This is a genomic window from Prevotella sp. oral taxon 299 str. F0039 (assembly GCF_000163055.2).
In the GTDB taxonomy this organism is placed as follows: domain Bacteria; phylum Bacteroidota; class Bacteroidia; order Bacteroidales; family Bacteroidaceae; genus Prevotella.
Map to the genome: position 1 here is coordinate 791,781 of NC_022111.1, position 19,095 is coordinate 810,875.

At 33.1% G+C, this 19,095-nt stretch carries 20 protein-coding genes; 5 read left to right on the forward strand and 15 right to left on the reverse strand.

Annotated elements, in window-relative coordinates:
• Window positions 1-5 precede the first annotated feature (5 nt).
• From lpxD to HMPREF0669_RS06270, 9 genes are all read right to left on the reverse strand, one after another.
• Entirely contained in the window at window positions 6-1,040 is a 1,035-nt protein-coding gene (lpxD, locus tag HMPREF0669_RS06230; protein WP_009227670.1) for a UDP-3-O-(3-hydroxymyristoyl)glucosamine N-acyltransferase, read from the reverse strand.
• 48 nt (window positions 1,041-1,088) lie between these two features.
• A complete protein-coding gene (locus HMPREF0669_RS06235; protein ID WP_009227671.1) occupies window positions 1,089-2,312 on the reverse strand; it encodes an HD domain-containing protein in 1,224 nt (407 codons plus the stop codon).
• A 1-nt stretch (window position 2,313) separates the two neighbouring features.
• Complete coding sequence (gene pyrF, locus HMPREF0669_RS06240) at window positions 2,314-3,138, reverse strand: orotidine-5'-phosphate decarboxylase (RefSeq protein WP_009227672.1); 825 nt, start codon at window positions 3,136-3,138, stop codon at window positions 2,314-2,316.
• Window positions 3,139-3,205: 67 nt separating this feature from the next.
• Window positions 3,206-4,315 (reverse strand): peptide chain release factor 1, encoded by a 1,110-nt coding sequence (gene prfA, locus HMPREF0669_RS06245; RefSeq protein ID WP_009227673.1) that lies wholly within the window; start codon window positions 4,313-4,315, stop codon window positions 3,206-3,208.
• A gap of 2 nt (window positions 4,316-4,317) precedes the next feature.
• Window positions 4,318-5,484: an AIR synthase-related protein gene (locus HMPREF0669_RS06250; protein WP_009227674.1), complete on the reverse strand. Its 1,167-nt coding sequence runs from the start codon at window positions 5,482-5,484 to the stop codon at window positions 4,318-4,320.
• Between the two features lie 47 nt (window positions 5,485-5,531).
• Window positions 5,532-6,275, reverse strand: coding sequence for a shikimate dehydrogenase (locus HMPREF0669_RS06255; protein ID WP_009227675.1), 744 nt, complete (start codon window positions 6,273-6,275; stop codon window positions 5,532-5,534).
• A gap of 10 nt (window positions 6,276-6,285) precedes the next feature.
• The gene (gene ubiE, locus HMPREF0669_RS06260) at window positions 6,286-7,020 is read right to left on the reverse strand and encodes a bifunctional demethylmenaquinone methyltransferase/2-methoxy-6-polyprenyl-1,4-benzoquinol methylase UbiE (protein ID WP_009227676.1); all 735 of its coding nucleotides are present in this window, start codon (window positions 7,018-7,020) and stop codon (window positions 6,286-6,288) included.
• A gap of 7 nt (window positions 7,021-7,027) precedes the next feature.
• Window positions 7,028-7,978, reverse strand: a complete 951-nt coding sequence (locus HMPREF0669_RS06265) for a phosphoribosylaminoimidazolesuccinocarboxamide synthase (RefSeq protein WP_009227677.1) — start codon at window positions 7,976-7,978, stop codon at window positions 7,028-7,030.
• A 21-nt stretch (window positions 7,979-7,999) separates the two neighbouring features.
• On the reverse strand, window positions 8,000-8,989 hold the full coding sequence (locus HMPREF0669_RS06270; protein WP_009227678.1) for a PhoH family protein: 990 nt from the start codon (window positions 8,987-8,989) through the stop codon (window positions 8,000-8,002).
• Between the two features lie 178 nt (window positions 8,990-9,167).
• On the opposite strand from HMPREF0669_RS06270, the gene HMPREF0669_RS06275 reads away from it, so the two are divergent.
• On the forward strand, window positions 9,168-9,971 hold the full coding sequence (locus HMPREF0669_RS06275; RefSeq protein ID WP_020967249.1) for a DUF5715 family protein: 804 nt from the start codon (window positions 9,168-9,170) through the stop codon (window positions 9,969-9,971).
• A 270-nt stretch (window positions 9,972-10,241) separates the two neighbouring features.
• Here the strand turns inward: HMPREF0669_RS06275 and rpe are convergent, their stop codons facing one another.
• The 4 genes from rpe to HMPREF0669_RS06295 all read right to left on the reverse strand — a co-directional run bounded on the left by rpe (window position 10,242) and on the right by HMPREF0669_RS06295 (window position 13,991).
• Entirely contained in the window at window positions 10,242-10,907 is a 666-nt protein-coding gene (gene rpe, locus HMPREF0669_RS06280; protein ID WP_009227680.1) for a ribulose-phosphate 3-epimerase, read from the reverse strand.
• A gap of 318 nt (window positions 10,908-11,225) precedes the next feature.
• A complete protein-coding gene (locus HMPREF0669_RS06285) occupies window positions 11,226-12,560 on the reverse strand; it encodes an NADP-specific glutamate dehydrogenase (RefSeq protein WP_009227681.1) in 1,335 nt (444 codons plus the stop codon).
• 131 nt (window positions 12,561-12,691) lie between these two features.
• Window positions 12,692-13,333, reverse strand: a complete 642-nt coding sequence (locus HMPREF0669_RS06290) for a DUF4230 domain-containing protein (RefSeq protein ID WP_009227682.1) — start codon at window positions 13,331-13,333, stop codon at window positions 12,692-12,694.
• The gene (locus tag HMPREF0669_RS06295; RefSeq protein WP_009227683.1) at window positions 13,314-13,991 is read right to left on the reverse strand and encodes a DUF4230 domain-containing protein; all 678 of its coding nucleotides are present in this window, start codon (window positions 13,989-13,991) and stop codon (window positions 13,314-13,316) included. Before HMPREF0669_RS06295 ends, HMPREF0669_RS06290 begins: the two co-directional genes overlap by 20 nt.
• Window positions 13,992-14,213: 222 nt before the next feature.
• Between HMPREF0669_RS06295 and HMPREF0669_RS06300 the strand changes: the two genes are divergently transcribed.
• From HMPREF0669_RS06300 to HMPREF0669_RS10575, 4 genes are all read left to right on the forward strand, one after another.
• Window positions 14,214-14,768: a DUF4890 domain-containing protein gene (locus HMPREF0669_RS06300; RefSeq protein WP_009227684.1), complete on the forward strand. Its 555-nt coding sequence runs from the start codon at window positions 14,214-14,216 to the stop codon at window positions 14,766-14,768.
• Window positions 14,769-14,912: 144 nt separating this feature from the next.
• The gene (locus HMPREF0669_RS06305) at window positions 14,913-15,518 is read left to right on the forward strand and encodes a DUF4738 domain-containing protein (RefSeq protein ID WP_009227685.1); all 606 of its coding nucleotides are present in this window, start codon (window positions 14,913-14,915) and stop codon (window positions 15,516-15,518) included.
• A gap of 281 nt (window positions 15,519-15,799) precedes the next feature.
• A complete protein-coding gene (locus HMPREF0669_RS10570; RefSeq protein WP_232236481.1) occupies window positions 15,800-16,306 on the forward strand; it encodes a hypothetical protein in 507 nt (168 codons plus the stop codon).
• A gap of 82 nt (window positions 16,307-16,388) precedes the next feature.
• Window positions 16,389-16,706, forward strand: coding sequence for a glycosyltransferase family 90 protein (locus tag HMPREF0669_RS10575; RefSeq protein WP_232236482.1), 318 nt, complete (start codon window positions 16,389-16,391; stop codon window positions 16,704-16,706).
• A gap of 169 nt (window positions 16,707-16,875) precedes the next feature.
• On the opposite strand, the gene HMPREF0669_RS06315 is transcribed toward HMPREF0669_RS10575, so the two are convergent.
• Entirely contained in the window at window positions 16,876-17,997 is a 1,122-nt protein-coding gene (locus tag HMPREF0669_RS06315; protein WP_009227687.1) for a PdxA family protein, read from the reverse strand.
• 27 nt (window positions 17,998-18,024) lie between these two features.
• Entirely contained in the window at window positions 18,025-19,059 is a 1,035-nt protein-coding gene (gene rlmN, locus HMPREF0669_RS06320) for a 23S rRNA (adenine(2503)-C(2))-methyltransferase RlmN (protein ID WP_009227688.1), read from the reverse strand.
• Between the last annotated feature and the right edge of the window lie 36 nt (window positions 19,060-19,095).

The following is a 19,095-nucleotide window of genomic DNA, read 5'->3' on the forward strand; positions in this document are numbered from 1 at the left end:
TTTTATTATTCTTTATTTTTCAACTCTTCAACTTCTTTTTTTAAAGTATTGAGTTGTGAATAAATCTCGGGCAAACGTTGGAATATCGCTTGTGATTTGAAGTATGCTCTTTGTGGCATAGGAGGTGTTCCGATAAGTTTTTGATTGTCTTCAAGACTACCAGGAACGCCTGATTGAGCTCCTAAAAAGACTTTATTGCCAATCTTTATATGTCCTGCAACTCCAACTTGACCGCCAAACATACACCATTCTCCAACGGAAGTACTACCAGCGATACCTACTTGAGCAGACATTACGGTGTTCTTTCCTATGTCTGTGTTATGTGCAATTTGTACTAAGTTATCGAGTTTTACTCCTTTGCGAATATAAGTACTTCCCATAGTAGAACGATCTACACATGAATTTGCACCGATCTCAACGTCGTCTTCAATTGTAACTATTCCTATTTGAGGTATTTTATCATATCCATTTTCAGAAGGTGCGAAACCAAATCCGTCTGCACCTATAACGCTTCCAGAATGTATTATAATATTGTTTCCTAATTTACATTCGTGGTATATTGTTACATTTGGATAAATAATACAGTTGTTTCCAATAGAAGTATTATCCAGAATAACTGTATGGGGATATACTTGTGTGTTATCTCCAATGGTTACTCCTTCGCCAATAAAAACAAAAGGACCGATATATACATCTTTTCCAATCGTTGCAGAAGATGCTATTGAGGCCGTAGGGTCAATACCTTTCTTTTGAGGTTTTGATGCACTATATATCTGAAGTAGTTTCGCAACTGCCTCATAAGCATTCTTTACTCTAATCAAAGTGGTTGATATTGGCTTGTCTAAAACTACAGATTCATCTAAAAGAACAATGCTTGATTGAGTAGTATATATATAATGTATATATTTGGGATTTGATATAAACGAGATAGCACCTTGCTTTCCTTCCTCTATTTTAGCAAAGGAATTAATTGTTGCATTCTCATTTCCTTCAATTCTTCCATTGATAACTTGAGCAATTTGCTTTGCTGTAAATTCCATTTCCTTATTTTTGCGTATATTTAGATTTGCAAATATAGCAAAAAAAACTTAGATCCGTTGATGGCATAAGTAATATTTGCAAATTTTTTTAGATAGGAGTTCTACATTAAATAATTCAGAAGCTTGTGTAATATCTTTATAACTTCCGTCCTTATATAAAATATCTATTTGGTCATCATTCATGCTATACATATCTTTTTGAATAGTGCTATAATTGATGAAATAATGACTTTCTTCCTTACTTAATTGATATTTCTCTCTGATTCTTTTTTCGATATCTTCTAGTTGCATACTATCAATAGGCTCATCATAAACTTTCACCTTGAAGGTTTCTCTATTTATGAGGTCTTTAGATAAGATGGATAAGACTTTATCATTATGTCCCTGCCATACTTTTATAGCACTCCAAATGTCAGAATCATCTAGTTGTTTGTACCAGAAGATAGTTTCTTCTTTTTTATTATTAATCCAATCTTTATCGATGTTGTTACTAATAAAATATTGTAAAGCAGGAGACGCAAAGAGATTCTCACCATTTAATTGGAGTGTTTTTGCTCGGTTAAAGATATTGATCAATATCTTTTCGCAAGCAACAGCTGTCTTATGTAAGTAGACTTGCCAATACATCAAACGGCGTGAGGTTAAATAATTTTCTATAGAATAGATTCCTTTTGCCTGGACCATCAATCTATCTTCACGAACATCCAACATCTTTATAATTCTATCAGATGCGATTTTTCCTTCAGCAACGCCTGTAAAGAAACTATCTCTGCATAGATAGTCGAGTCTATCCATGTCCAGTTGGCTACTTATTAGTTGATGAAGAAAAGCTTTAGGGTATTTATCTTCAAAAATATTTATAGCCAAAGTTAGTCTTCCTCCCAAGTCTTTATTCATCTCTTTCATAAAAAAAAGAGAGATCTCTTCATGTGAGATACCTTGTATAAGAGTGTTTTCTAGGACATGAGAGAATGGACCATGTCCGATATCATGTAATAAAATGGCTGCTTGAATTGCTTCAGCTTCACTATCAAAGATAAAAACTCCTTTTTGAGATAATGACAATATAGCTTCGCTCATCAAATGAAACGCACCTAAAGAATGTTGAAAGCGAGTATGCTGAGCACCAGGATAGACCATTGATGCTAAGCCTAATTGCTTTATTCTAGATAGTCGTTGTATCGTTGGATGATTAACAATATCCATTAATAAACCACCTGGTATTTTTATAAAGCCAAATACCGGGTCATTAATAATTTTTGTTTCAGACATCTTATAATACTTTCTTTAGCTCTTCCGCCATTTCTTCTTGCAACTCTTTAGCTTTTTGTCCTGCAACAATTGCAAAGTCTTCGTTTGCTGATGCGAAGATAATTCCACGAGAACTATTTACAAGTAATCCACATTCTTTAGTAATACCATATTTGCAAACCTCTTGCAAACTGCCACCTTGAGCACCAACTCCAGGAACAAGTAGAAAGTTATCTGGCGCAAGATCTCTTATCTTTGAGAACATAGAACCTTGAGTTGCTCCTACGACAAACATCAGGTTTTCTTTGTTGCCCCATTCTTGAGTTTTGCTTAAGATATGTTGGAACACTTGTTTTCCGTTTTTATCTTCTATAAATTGGAAATCGTGTGATCCCTTATTGCTAGTTAATGCAAGAACAATAGTCCATTTGTTTTTATAATCTAAGAAAGGTTGAACGCTGTCTTCACCCATATATGGTGCAACTGTTATAGCGTCAACATCATATTCTTCGAAGAAAGTTTTAGCATACATCTTTGCTGTATTGCCAATATCTCCACGCTTTGCGTCTGCGATAATAAATACTTCAGGGTAGTTCTCCTTTATATATTTAACAATTTTATCAAACGAGACAAGACCTTTTATACCTAAACATTCAAAGAAAGCGATGTTAGGTTTGTAAGCAACAGAGTAGGGGGCTGTTGTATCAACAATTTGTTTTAGGAATTCAAAGATAGGATCTTCTACGTTAAGAAGATGCTTAGGAATCTTTTTTATATCTGGATCTAATCCAACACAAAGGAAACTTTTCTTTGTAAAAATCTGATTGATAAGTTCTTTTCTATTCATGATTCTTTTATTATAATATGATATATGAAAAATGGTGGAGTGGCAATACACTCACACCATCAATTCATTATAATTCTGCTTCTTTCAATTTTTCAGTATTTTCAGCAACAATTAAAGCGTCAATCATTGCTTGAATATCTCCGCCAACAAACCCTTGAAGATCGTGAGTTGTATATCCAATGCGATGGTCGGTAACTCTTCCTTGAGGATAGTTGTATGTTCTAATCTTAGCAGATCTGTCACCTGTCGAAACTAGCGACTTTCTTCTGCTAGCAATATCGTCAACATACTTTTGATGTTCTCTATCATATATAAATGTACGAAGACGTGATAATGCTCGTTCTTTATTCTTTGGTTGATCTCTGGTTTCTGTACATTCGATAAGAATTTCTTCAACTTCTCCTGTATTGGGGTTTTTCCAAGGATAACGAAGACGAACACCTGACTCCACTTTGTTCACATTCTGTCCACCAGCACCAGAACTACGGAAAGTATCCCACTTGATATCTCCTTCGTTAATATTTACTTCAAACTTGTCTGCTTCAGGTAGAACAGCAACCGTTGCAGCAGAAGTATGCATTCTTCCTTGTGTTTCTGTGGCAGGAACTCGTTGTACACGATGCACTCCCGATTCGTATTTTAAGATACCATATACGTTTGTTCCTGTTACAGAGAAGGCGATTTCTTTGAAGCCACCCATTGTTCCTTCCGACTCATTGGTGATCGAAATACTCCAACCCATAGAGTCACAATATTTCTTATACATTTGAAATAGGTCGCCAGCAAATAGCGCAGCCTCGTCACCTCCTGTACCTGCTCTAATCTCAACCTCTACATTTTTAGCGTCTTCTGGGTCTTTTGGCACAAGAGCTATTTTAATTTCTTCTTCTAATTTAGGAAGCAGTGGCTCGTTTGCTTGTAATTCTTCACGAGCAATCTCACGCATATCCTGATCTGTTTCATTTGCCAAAATATCTTTAGCCTCTTTAATAACATTAAGACATGTAACATATTTCTTTCTTGCTTCCATGATATCTCCTAAGTCTTTATATTCCTTTGTTAGGCGAACATATCTATTTTGGTCGGCAATTACTGCAGGGTCTGTTATAAGAGTTGAAACTTCTTCAAATCTACTTTCTAATCCTTCTAATTTACTAAGTAAGCTATTTTCTGCCATAATTAATAATTAAAAACACCGAACTCTGATTTAATTGTGAGCGAAGGTTTGTTATCCTCTTCAACATGTCCAATAATTTGTGCATCGATGTTAAATGATTTACTTATTTGTATAATTTCTTCTGCATCTTCAGGGCTTACATATATTTCCATTCTATGTCCCATGTTGAAGACTTGGTACATTTCTTTCCAATCTGTGTTACTTTCCTCTTTTATTATTTTAAATAGTGGGGGGACAGCAAACATATTATCTTTTATGATTTTGCAATTATCGTTGATAAAATGAAGAACTTTGGTTTGTGCTCCACCTGTGCAGTGAATCATTCCATGTATCTTATTTCTTTTAGCATCTAAAATCTTTCTAATAACTGGAGCATAAGTGCGAGTTGGCGACAATACCAATTGTCCTGCGTCTATTCCTAAACCTTCTATTTGCTCAGTTAGAGTCTTAGTGCCGCTATAAACCAATTCTTGTGGAATTGAATTGTCGAAGCTTTCAGGATATTTAGTTGCTAAATATTTAGAGAATACGTCGTGGCGAGCACTTGTTAAGCCATTACTTCCCATACCACCATTATAAGATTTCTCATAAGTAGCTTGACCAAAAGATGATAATCCAATGATAACATCACCTGGTTGTATCCTTTTATTATCGATAACATCAGATTTTTTCATTCTGCAAGTAACTGTTGAGTCTACAATTATGGTTCTTACAAGATCACCTACGTCTGCAGTTTCTCCTCCTGTAGGATAGATTCCTACACCCATTTCACGCATATCTGCAAGAAGTTCATCAGTTCCATTGATGATAGCAGAGATTACTTCCCCAGGGATAAGCATCTTGTTGCGTCCGATAGTACTTGATACTAGTATATTGTCAACAGCACCAACGCATAAAAGATCGTCTGTATTCATAACGATTGCATCTTGTGCAATACCTTTCCATACATTGATGTCACCTGTTTCTCTCCAATACATATAAGCTAAAGAACTTTTTGTTCCAGCACCATCGGCATGCATAATATTACAATATTCTTCGTCCCCTCCAAGAATATCGGGGATTATTTTGCAAAAAGCTTTTGGAAAAATGCCTTTATCTATGTTCTTTATAGCGTTGTGTACATCTTCTTTTGCTGCAGACACACCACGTAAGTTATAGCGATTATCCATGTCTTATTTGTTATTTATCTTATATGTTTATATAATATTGATTTTTCTTATTTTCCGTGCCAATATTCCCAGCTAACAAATGCTTGGAGTAGAAGCATTTCCAATCCATTTTTTACGGTAGCACCATGCATTGCTCCCTTTTTCATAAATGTTGTTTCGTTTGGATTATATATTAAGTCGTATAATAAATGAGAGCTATCCATTGCCTCATAAGGGAGTTCTGGATAAGAATCGGAATTGGGATACATTCCAAGTGGAGTGCAATTCACTATTACCTTATACTCTTTAATAGTGGCTTCAGTAACTTCATTGTAGGTAATAGCATTAACCTGAGGTGTTCGACTAACAAAAAGGACTTCTAGTCCTAATGATTCTAAACCAAATGCAATAGCTTTTGCTGAACCACCTGTTCCCAAAATAAGAGCCTTTTTGTGTACTCGCTCTAATAAAGGTTCAATACTTTGGGTAAAGCCTACAACGTCGCTATTAAATCCTTTTAGTATGGTTTTGTTTTCTTGGTGTATTATTTTAACTACATTCACAGCTCCTATTGCAGTTGCTTCGGGAGTTACTTCATCAAGATAGGGGATGATTTGTTCTTTGTAAGGAATGGTAACATTCAATCCTTTCAAGTCTGGATTGGATGCAATGATTTCGAAAATATCTTGGATATTTGATATCTCATAGTTGATATACACCGCATCAATATTTTCATTCTTAAACTTTTCATTGAAATAATTCAACGAAAACGAGTGTCCAAGCTTTAATCCTATTAGTCCATACTGTTCCATACCCATTGTATTATTTAGTTGCTAAAAACATAGTACAAACACCAAAGGTTAAGCGTTCAAACTTAACTTCGGTAAAACCAATGTTTTGTAATATCTCTTGCATCTTTTCTCCTTGAGGGAAAGCTTCAATAGATGCAGTTAGATATTCGTATGCACTTCGGTCTTTTGATATTAATCTTCCACATAAAGGGAGTATAGTGTGAGAGTATATCTTAAATACCTGCTTGATAGGGAAAGATATTGGAGAGGTTAATTCGATGACACAAAGGTGACCACCAGGTTTTAATACTCTGTGCATTTCTTTTAATCCCTGTTCTAAGTTCGAGAAGTTTCTTATTCCAAAGGCTGCTGTTACAGCATCAAAAGAATAATCAGCAAAACTCAGGTTCATACAATCTTCTCTTGCAAAAGATATTATTTTATTTAGTTTTGCTTGTAAAACTTTTCGTTTACCTATTTCCATCATTCCCTCAGAGATATCCACTCCAATGAGAGTTGTAGGCTGAAGAGTTTGTGCTGCCTGTATTGCAAAGTCGCCAGTTCCTGTTGCAATGTCGAGAATTGATGCAGGATTATATTTAGAGAGTTCTTTGATAGCTCTCTTTCTCCATAATCTATCAATATCTAAAGACAAGCTATGGTTAAGGCTATCATAAGTAGGAGCAATGTTATCAAACATTTGCTCCACTTGTTTGCCTTTATCTTCGTCACCTTTATAAGGTTTAATGTTTTCTTGTTTGTACATTAAATACTTATTTTCTAGTTGCAAGATAGTTGTTAATGTTATCTTGAATACGTTTGTTTATATCCTCTGATTCTGTGGGTTTTACAAACTTATTGCCTGTAATATGTTCGTATAGTTCAATATATCTCTCACTAACACTGTTGGTATATTCATCTGTCATTTCTGGAATAACTTGTCCAGGTTCATTCATAAAGTTATGATTAATGAGCCATTGACGTACAAACTCTTTTGATAATTGGCGTTGAGGCTCACCTTTTGCTAGCTTTTCTTCATAGCCTTCTGCGTAGAAATAACGACTACTATCAGGTGTATGAATCTCATCGATGAGGTAAACTTTACCATCTCTCTTGCCAAATTCGTATTTAGTGTCAACAAGAATAAGACCATGTTTTGATGCTATTTCTTGACCACGAGCAAAAATCCTGCGTGTATAGTCTTCCATAATAGCATAATCTTCAGCAGAAACAATGCCTTGTGCAATAATCTCTTCTTTTGAGATATTTAAATCGTGACCTTCATCTGCTTTTGTTGTTGGAGTAATGATAGGCTCTGGGAAACGCTCATTTTCTTTCATTCCGTCAGGTAGTTGAATACCGCATATCTCACGAACTCCATTCTTATAATCTCTCCAAGCACTACCTGTTAAAATAGAACGGATAATCATTTCAACTTTAAAACCTTCGCATTTTAAACCAACTGTAACCATTGGATCTGGTGTTGCTAATTTCCAGTTTGGACAAATATCGGTAGTTGAATCTAAGAACTGTGCCGCAATTTGATTTAATACTTGTCCTTTAAATGGTATACCTTTGGGTAATACCACATCAAAGGCAGAAATTCGATCTGTAGCAACCATCACAATTAAGTCGTCGTTGATATTATAAACATCTCTTACTTTACCATGATAAACACTCTTTTGACCATCAAAGTTGAAATTGGTGCTTGTTAATGCTTTCATAATTAATTCTTTATTTTGAAGTTAATTTATTGGGGTTTCTTTCTTTTTGTCTTTAGAGTCTGCTTCAGTTTTGTTCAATTTCTCGAATATTTCGTATGCTTTCACAATTTTGGTTACAAGTTTATTTCTGACAATGTCTTTTTTGTCAAAATGTATAAACGAAATATCTTCGGTTGCAGATAAAATCTTTAAAGCTTCTTTTAACCCACTTTTATGTCCATGGGGCAAATCTATTTGAGTTATATCTCCAGTTATAATCATTTTCGTATTCCACCCCATACGAGTTAAAAACATTCTCATTTGGGCTGGAGTAGTATTTTGTGCCTCATCTAACACCACGATAGCATCGTTTAAAGTACGTCCTCTCATAAATGCCAAGGGTGCTATTTGAATGACGTTCTTTTCAATCATATCTTGCAGTTTGGCAGAAGAGATCATATCTTCCAATGAATCATAAAGTGGTTGAAGATATGGGTCTATTTTATCTTTCATATCTCCTGGTAAGAAACCTAGTTTCTCTCCAGCTTCTACTGCTGGTCTACTAAGTATTATTTTGCGAACCATTTTCTCTTTTAAAGCTTTTACAGCAAGAGCAATACTTAAGTAGGTCTTTCCTGAACCTGCTGGTCCAATAGCGAAAATCATATCATTTTTATTGAAAGAATCAATTAATTGTTGTTGATTTTTTGATTTTGCCTTTATGGGGCTTCCAGATATGTTATAAGCTAAAACTCCTTTAACCTCATCCTTACGGGTGGTTCTTCCTTTTATAATATCAAGAATGTCTTCTTCTGTAATATTGTTATATCTTGATATATGATTGCACATTTTATTTATTTGTGCTTCTAGTTTCTCCGTTTCGTCTTCTTCTCCTATTATCTTAACAATATTGTCTCTGGCAACAATACGTAATTTGGGATAAAGAGACTTAATTATTTGAAGGTTACCATTATTGGCACCATATAACATCAAAGGATCGATGTCGCTTAATATAATATGTTTCTCTATCAATGTTTAGTTATGATTTAGCTATTTATTAATAATGTCATGCAAACTTACATAAAAAGTTTGATATATTGAATGCTTCGTATAAAAACTTTAATAAAAATACATTAGCATAGTCTTTATATTCTTTTTCTATGTAGAATTTTGCTAACTTTGCAGAATACTAAATACAAAAAAGATAGTGATGTCAAAGAAGAGATATATACAAGGCTTTCTAATGATAGTTGTATTATTGGCTATTGTTAAATGTGTTTTCCCAGGAATAGCTTCTAATAAAGATACTCTTGCAAAAGAACTGCTTACCGAAACTGATACGGTTACTGCAAAGTCTGATTCTATTCTTACACAAACACAGGTGAACGAAAGTAATATCTCGATCTTAACATCAAGGTTTTTTAATGATGACGGCTCTGAAGTGAAGCACAAAATATATAGTGTTCCTAGTTATAAAGATGCTTTCCCAGATCAAAATGACATACAACTTCTTTCTGCACAAAAGTATGGTGTCTCTCCTGTTACTAACAGAGAAGAGGCAGAAACACGTAAATCTGAATTGGTTTATGTAGGTAGTAATCCTTATTTTTATGTAGAAACACTTAAGCAAAGTATTCCTTATTTAGTGCCAAGAGCATCTATTTTGTTGCAAGATATTGGTAGAACATTTTTTGATAGTTTAACCGTTAAAGGAATTCCTTTACACAAAATCATTGTAACTAGCGTGATGAGAAGCAAAGATGATGTAACAAAACTAAGAGGGCATAATAGAAATGCAACAGTAAATAGTTGTCATTTATATGGAACAACTTTTGATATTTGTTATAATAGATATCAAACTGTAGAGGCTCCAGATGGTATTCAACGTAGAAAAGTTCGTAATGATACATTGAAGTGGGTGTTGAGCGAGGTGTTAAATGATATGCGTTTAAGTAAACGCTGTCACATAAAATACGAAGTACATCAAGGTTGTTTTCATATTACGGTGAAATAAATATAATAACGAGATATTTATTGATTTTGTTAAATAAAAGTAAAATAAAGAATAAGGATTTTATATAGAAAATAAAGCCAGATTAGAATAAGTTCTAACCTGGCTTTATTTTTCAAAAAACTGCAATAAAAGTGATAATAATACTTTTTTCATGAAGAAATACATGCAATTATAATGTAAAAGAGATGCATTTATGCACTAAAAGCAATGATATTATGTCTTTAAAGAAGTTGTTTTTTATATATTTATATATGTTCTGAATGAGTAGGTTTATCGTTTAAAAGTAGTTATTCGTTTTAATTCTTTAATAGTATCCTCAGGATTAGAAGAATTAAATATATAACTTCCACTAACTAGGGCATTTGCTCCTGCATCTATTAACGCTTTTGCATTATCTCCTTGGACACCTCCGTCTACTTCTATAATAGTTGATAAGTTTCTTTTATCAATTTCTTGTCGCAGCTGAGCAACTTTTTTGAGAGCATTGGGTATAAACTTTTGTCCTCCGAATCCAGGATTTACACTCATAATCAAAACTAAATCAAGATCATCTAAAATATCTTCGAGAACAGAAACAGGAGTACTAGGATTTAATGCTACTCCTGCTTTCATTCCTGTAGAGTGAATTTCTTGAATAGTTCTATGTAAATGAACACACGCTTCATAGTGAACACACATTATTTCGACGCCTAGTTTCGCTGTTTGGGCAATGTAGTGTTCAGGGTGTTCAATCATAAAATGAGCATCAAGTGTCTTTTTACACGCTTTTGCGACAGCACTTATTACAGGGAAACCAAAAGAAATATTAGGTACAAACGTGCCATCCATAATATCTAAATGAAGCCAATCTGCTTCACTTTTATTGATCATGTCAATATCTTTCTGTAGATTAATGAAATCTGCAGATAGGAGAGAGGGGGAAATAATTACTTCCATTTAGTTTTAGTTTAGACAAATAACCTTCTTGTTGTTATTTAAATGAAGAGTTTTATACGAGTAAGCTAATTGTCGTATTAGCATTAATGTCTTCTCTGAAGGATTTAATTCTTCTGTAGTAAAAATTTTTATAGGCATAAAATTTTATTGTTAAATACTATAGTTATAACGCTATTCTATTTACTTTATTATATAAAAAATAAATAATTCTATGCTTTTATTTTGACAGAGAATAAAATAAAAAAGGAGAGTGTTCCTTATAATTAAGGTAACACCTCCCTTTTCAAATCTCAATTATTTAATATTTTTTCAAAAGGATTATACAATACCTTGCGCCATCATTGCATTTGCCACTTTCAAGAAGCCTGCGATATTTGCACCTTTAACATAATTGATATATCCGTCTGCTTCTGTTCCGTATTTAACGCAGTTCTCATGAATATCATCCATTATGCTATGTAGCTTAAAATCTACTTCTTCACGGCTCCAGTTTAATCGTTCTGAGTTCTGAGTCATTTCTAATCCAGATACAGCAACACCGCCAGCGTTAGATGCTTTGCCTGGCGCATATAGTATTTTTGCATCTTGGAACACTTTAATTGCTTCAGGAGTAGTTGGCATGTTCGCACCTTCGCTGATTGCAATAACACCATTTGCAACAAGAGTTTTAGCATCTTCTTCATTAATTTCGTTCTGTGTTGCACAAGGAGTAGCAATATCTGCCATTTCACCCCATGGTCTTCCGCCTGGTACATACTTCACTCCATAGTGCTCAGCATATTCCTTTATTCTTCCACGTTCAATGTTCTTTAGTTCCATTACGAATGCCAATTTTTCAGAATCAATACCATCTGGGTCGTAAATGTAACCATCGGAATCAGATAATGTAACAGGAATAGCTCCTAATTCGATAAGCTTTTCAACAGTATATTGAGCAACATTTCCTGATCCAGAAACAAGAACACGTTTTCCTTTTAGTGATTGATTTTGTGTTTTAAGCATATTTTGTAGGAAGTAGATATTACCATATCCTGTTGCTTCAGGGCGTATATTAGAACCTCCAAAGTATTTTCCTTTTCCTGTTAAAACACCAGTAAACAAATGAGTTAACTTCTTATATTGACCAAACATATATCCAACTTCACGACCTCCAACGCCAATGTCGCCTGCAGGAATATCTTCGTCTGCTCCAATATGGCGATAAAGCTCTTGCATAAAGGCTTGACAGAAGCGCATAACTTCTGCATTACTCTTACCACGTGGTGAGAAATCAGAACCGCCTTTTGCACCTCCCATAGGAAGAGTTGTTAAGGCATTCTTAAAGGTTTGTTCAAAAGCCAAGAACTTTAAGATGGATAAGTTAACCGACTTATGAAAGCGGATACCACCTTTATATGGACCAATTACATTATTATGTTGAACTCGATAACCCATATTGGTTTGTGCATTACCTTTGTCGTCTACCCATGTTACTCTGAATTGAATAATTCTATCGGGAATACATAGACGTTCAATAAGGTTCACTCTCTCAAACTCTGGGTGCTTGTTATATTCTTCTTCAATCGTTTCTAGCACCTCTGTTACAGCCTGAATATACTCAGGTTCATTAGGAAATCTTTGTTTAAGAGTTTCTAAAACTTCATTTGCTTTCATTTTTACCTTGCTTGTTTTTATGTGAACAATTAATTTCTAATTTTAATAATGTGTGTAAATAAGATGAAAAGAAACAATCTTAATCGTTATTCTATCTCCATTATTACCCTTTCAAAAATCTTTATATTATATTATTTCTTTGCTTCTTCAATTTGAATATTGATCTTTTGAATACCCATTGCTCTAAAAAAGTTTTTCATTTGCATTTCTGCATTCTCTTGAGCAGATGTAATATTCTCTTTTGTCATACATCTATTATATATGCGTTTGTAAGCTTTTTGATATATTTCTTGTCGTGCTTTAGCGTCCCAAGAACCTTTTTCGAAGAATGAAACCGTTTTAGCTTCATCTATAAAGTTGTTGTCTAGCAACTTAATAGCAGGTAGTGTGACAGTTAAAGAGTCTCCTTCTAGTTTTGCCCAGCCTGGTTTTGCATCTCTAAAATTAATGCCTAGATGAAGTGTTCCGTAATAGATACGAACCAATTCTGCATCTCCAAAGAAGCCATGTAGAGTAGAATCTACCATTTCTTCAGTACTGATAGAAAGGAATTCCCATTCTCCTAAAGTCCTAATTTGTTGGATTTGAGTTACTGTAAAGCCTGTTTTTTTATTGTCGTTGATACCAATAAAAGTCTTTCTTATACTGAAAAATACAAGAAGAACCACTACAACTACAGCGCAAATAGCTAATATTAAGATATTACTTCTTTTAAAAAGCCATCTTAAAAGCAACTCTTTTATGTTATTAGATTTATTTTCCTGCTGATTCATCTCGTTTTATTGTATTGGTTATTAACGATGAAGCATTGTTGCCATTAATTTCTTTTCTAAACGTTATCGTTATGTTTTCTTCCTTAAATCCTAAGCCAACAAAAATAGGAATAAGTGTTTTTGCTGCACTTATGCGTGCAAGTTCTAATACATCTAACTTTGGAATATCTTTGATTATAGCCTTTCTTCCTTCTTGTTCGTAATGGGCAAGCTCTTCATCTGTAAAGTTGCTACGAATAAGAGAAACGTATTGCTTAATATTAGAGTGGTCTATAAGAGAAGAAGTAAGCGTTAATTGTGGATCAGGTAATATAATATTTATTTGGTCTTTATTGCATATTATATTTGAAGAGGAAAAATTATTAAAGTCAATATAGGCTTTAATAGTTGCATCAATAGGTATAGCCAGCTTGCGTTGGCTTCCCGGAAGTTTTATATTGAATGATTGATTGAGAAATTTACCTGAAATTTCTTTCTCGTCGGTATGGGTTATTATCTTTCTAACTTTTACTTCAGCGGAATATAAACGAGAACATTTTTGAACCTGAGTAACTAGCATAGGAATTGTATCTATACTTTCAGGAGTATCTAATGTCTTATTCTTTTTACATCCTACTAACAGAAAAACAAATAGAATAGCAATACTAAATACCTTCATACTTTTATGATTTGACTTAATGCAAAGATAATAAAATTATGTAGAAATAAAGTAATTAGGTACTTGATTTTATAAAAAAGTTTTATCTTTGTATTCGAAATAGTGATAAATTATCATCTAATCACATTTTAGATAATAAGTAATATTATTAGAAAGTTGTATTAGAATGGTATAAATTGCTGTAAAAATTAAATTAAAAATTAAATTAAAAAGAGATTTATTATGAAAAAAATGATGTTTTCATTGCTTGCTATGCTCATGTTTTGTTCAACAGCTTTTGCTCAAGGATGTTGTAAAAAAGATAGAGAAAAGAAAGATGTTTGTAAAGGTAATTTTGCTCAAAAGCGTACGGAACAAATGGTGGAACGCTATGGTTTAAATAGTGATCAAAAGGCAAAATTACTTGCTGTAAATACCGCTTTTTTTGAAAAATATGGCAAAAAATGCAATGGATGTCCTAACAAAGATCAAGCAAACAAAGATTGTTGCGGTAAAAAACAAGAAGCAAAACAATGTTGTTGTAAAGAAAAACAAGAAGCAAAACAATGTTGTTGTAACAAAAAAGAATGTTCTAAAGAGGCTCCAGGAAACAGCAAATGTAACCAGAGCATTTGTGAAAAAGAAAACAATAAAGAACAAGTTAAGGCTGATGTTGCAAAGTATAAAAGCGATTTAAAGCAAATATTTACAAAAGAACAATATGAGAAATACGAGAATGATATTAAGGAAAGACAAGAACACCTTAAAGTCGCAATGGAGAAGAGACAAGCAGAGTAACATCTAACAGATTTCTTTCTTATTGATAATCATCATGCATTTTAAAACCGACGCATCTTAATAAAAAAGAATGTGTCGGTCTTTTTTTACACTATTTCTTTGTAACTTTGCCTCCGAAATAATACTATATTTATTTTAATACAAATGAGACGAATTATGATCAAAATGCTATTCTATACTTTTTTTGTTTCAACTCTTACTATATTACAAGTTGGATGCGTAAAAAAGAAAGATACAAATAATATAATAACACATAAAGAAGAAAAAAAACGACCCAAACCAATACAAAAGGTAGGTGATTTTTCACAGACAAGAGTGGTGTCATGGTTAGGGCATAATGTTAAAATTACCACTGAACGTTTAGCAGATAAAGATCTTTCTCTTGTTCAAGATGAGAACGGGAATAAATATTATGATAACAAAATAATACTGAAAATACACCGTTCTGATGGTTCTATATTTTTAGAACGAGTATTTTATAAATCAGATTTTTCTAAATTTATAGATACTTCTGCAGATAAAACCACTGCTCTTCTTGGAGTAGTTTTTGATAGAGTAAATGGTGATCACTTACTATTTGCAGCAAGTGTAGGCTCTCCTGATAATATGAGTGATGAATTTATACCACTTGTTTTAAAAGTTACCAAGTCGGGTAGCCTATCAATATATAAAGACACTCAAATGGATACCAATGATGGTAGTATTCAAAAATCAGAACAGATTACAGAGGAAGACGAAGAAGGGGTATAGATCTTAATCTTATAAGAATACTTCACTGAGGTTTTTAATATTCTTATTATTTATAAAAGCTATATATATTGTCTATTTTAGGGATACATCCTTAAAGTTTTGCTATTATTCCAAATAAAATTATCAAAATATTATTACCATAATAAATAATAAAATATTGAGGGATTCTGTATATTTCATATTTTATCAACAAAAGATTATGATATGTTAGAGAAATTACTTTATAAAATAAATAGTGGGAAAAACTCAAAATAAAGTACTATATATTGAGCATTTATAGAATGTTCTTTCCTAAATATCTACTTCGTCCTTTTTTAAATAACAAGTTAGAAAAAATTAGAAGAAGAGAGGATTACGAATATCTTATGTCTCGTGTTAACTATTATTGCAGAATAGAAACAGAATCTTCAGAAAAATATAATAATGAGCAATGGCTACATGCTTCTATCGAAATTGGCAAACAGCCCATGACTGGTCAGAAGGTATTTTATTATGATTCAATGAAATATGCTCGTTGGTTTTCTGATACATATCATTGGATATTACTTCCTGGAGATATATACAGGGATGAACCTTTACCTTGTGTAGCTAAAAGTAGACTTTTACAAACTAAAAATACAAATATCACACTTCTTAATATGGACTATGTACGCCATTTTATCTTTATAAAAGATAGAATTCCATTTAGTCTGAAAAAGGATAAGGTAATATTTAGAGGAGGTATATCTCGTAGAAATAGTCAACGATTATATTTTGTTAAAAACTTTTTTTTACCATCCTTTATTTGACATAAAAGTAAGAGATAAAATTTATCCTGAATGGTGGGGAGAAAAGATAAGTATTCAAGCACATCTGAATTGTAAGTTCATTATGGCTTTAGAAGGTAATGACGTTGCTAGTAATCTGAAGTGGGTAATGTCTTCAAATTCTATAGCAGTGATGCCAAAGCCTACTTGTGAAACATGGTTTATGGAGGGAACACTTATTCCTAATTACCATTATATAGAAGTTAAAGATGATTTTTCTGATCTTGAAGAACGCATTCGCTATTACATCGAACATACTGATGAAGCTGAAGCAATTGTAAAACATGCACATGAATATGTAGAAGTTTTTAAAAATAAAGAACGAGAAGATGCTATTGCATTACTCACTCTGGATAAGTATTTTAGATTAGTAAATCATTAAGAATCCATCACATTAAAAATATGCATATTCAAGTCTAATAAAAATTGTCGCCATCTAACAGATTATTATATATTAGCTAACAAAACAACCTCAAATAGCTCTTCTTCTATCACTTTATACAAATAAAGTATAAAAAGGTAGTTAAGTATTTTCTTCTTATATCAAGTATTTATTCCTCATTTTTTTGCTCTGAATTAGAATTCTTCTGATTATCTCTCTGTCTGTTGTTAGAGAAGCGTCCCTTTTCTACTTCATCTCTCTTTTCGTGATATAATTTTTTAAGAGGATTAGCATAAGGTTCTTCAAATGTAATTCTATTTCTAAAAATATCAATTGCTTGGTATATTGCTTGTCGTAAACAATTCTCATTAACAATACCTTCTCCTGCATCATTAAAAGGAGAAAATAAGGCAGGAGCAGTGCATACGATTGGTAATCCACTTATAGTTAATACATTGTCTGATTGCACTAAAGTCTTTAAAGGAACAATACCTTGATCGTGGTACATAGCCAAAACAGCATCAAACATACCAAACTCATCGTTATCCCAGAAACGATCTGCAGCAAAAGGGCCAAATGCGTTTATGCCTTCATTTGCTAACTGAGTTATTGCAGGAGCAATAATGTTCTTCTCTTCTTCACCATTTCCATCTGGATTAAAGGCTAATACAGCAATACGTGGCAAAGAAATACGATAATCTTTTTGTAGAGTTTTATGCAAAGTTGTTACTTTCTCAATGATATTTTCCTTGGTTATATAATTAGGAAGATCTTTAATATCAATGTAATTTGTTAAAGTTGCAATACGTAAATACTCATTACTATAAATTTGCAGTGCATCGTTTGCTTTACCAATACAAGTCTCAAGGTAGTGAGTGATTCCTTTAAAAGGAACACCTTCTACATTTATATTTGCGCTATCGATAGGCGCAGATACCAAAACATCATACAAGCCTTCTCTATAATCAGTTATTGCTGCATCTAAAGCTCTTATTGCTGCAACACCAGAATCTTTACTTGGATGAGCAAAATCTACTTTAATTTCTTCATCAAAACATGTTAGAAGATTCACTTTTCCATCTGTTGCCTCACGAGCACTGTTGATAATTGTAAAGTTGGTTGGTATTTCTAAAACCTTAGAATGATAGGCTGCAAGCTTTGGTGAGCCATATATAATAGGAGTGCATAATTCTAATAACTCTGGGGTTGTAAATGCTTTTAAAATCATTTCATATCCAACACCATTGGTATCTCCGTGAGTTATTGCAATGCGTAACTTTCTATTTTCCATAAAACATTTGTTTTTCGTATTTATTGTTTAGCTGTTTTTTTCTTTCTTTGCAGTTGATAATAAACCACAAGCAGCAAATATATCTTGTCCTCTACTTGCTCTAATTGTTGTAAAAACACCATGAGAAGTGAGGTAATCTCTAAATAGTTCCATCTTTTTCTCATTGGTTGGATTAAGCGAGACATTTGGAATTTGATGAAAGCGAATGAGATTAAAACGACATTCTAGACCTCGAACAAGATCTACTATATATTGTGCATGTTCTTTAGTATCATTCAAACCATCAAAAATAATATATTCAAAAGAGAGTCTACGTTGATGAGCAAAGTCGTAGTTCCTTAGTAATTCTACAATGCTATCTATCGACATTCCTTTTTCTGCAGGCATAATACTTTCTCGTTCACTAGCTATTGGATTATGCATACTTATTGCTACATGACAATCACTTTCGTTTAAGAATCGTTCTAACTTGCCTTTTACACCAACACTGCTAACTGTTATGCGTTTAGGACTCCATGCATAGCCATAATCAGAGGTGAGAATTTGAGTTGTTCTTAAAACATTATCAAAATTATCCATAGGCTCTCCTTGCCCCATAAACACGATATTGGTTAACTTATCACGTTCTGGAAGAGAATAAATTTGATTAAGAATATCGCAAGAAGTGAGGTTTCCTTCAAATCCTTGTTTACCTGTTTGACAGAATAAACAATTCATTTTGCAACCAACCTGTGACGAAACACAAAGAGTTGCACGATCTTTATCTGGAATGTATACCGTTTCTACAAATTTTCCCGATTGAGTTGGGAACAGATATTTTATGGTTCCATCTTTAGAATACTGTGCATCTATAAAGTTTGCACAGCCTATATAAAAATGTTCTTTGAGCTTTTCTCGATTGCTTTTAGATATATTGGTCATTTCATCTATTGACGAAACATGTTGTGAATATAACCATTTTGCAATCTGCTTTGCTGTAAATTCAGCCATACCCAAATTGGTTACAGCTTGTTTTAGTTCAAACAAAGACATTCCTAAAAGTGCCTGTTTGTCTGTCATCATATCAATTTTAGATCTTATTTTCTTATGCAAAGTTAC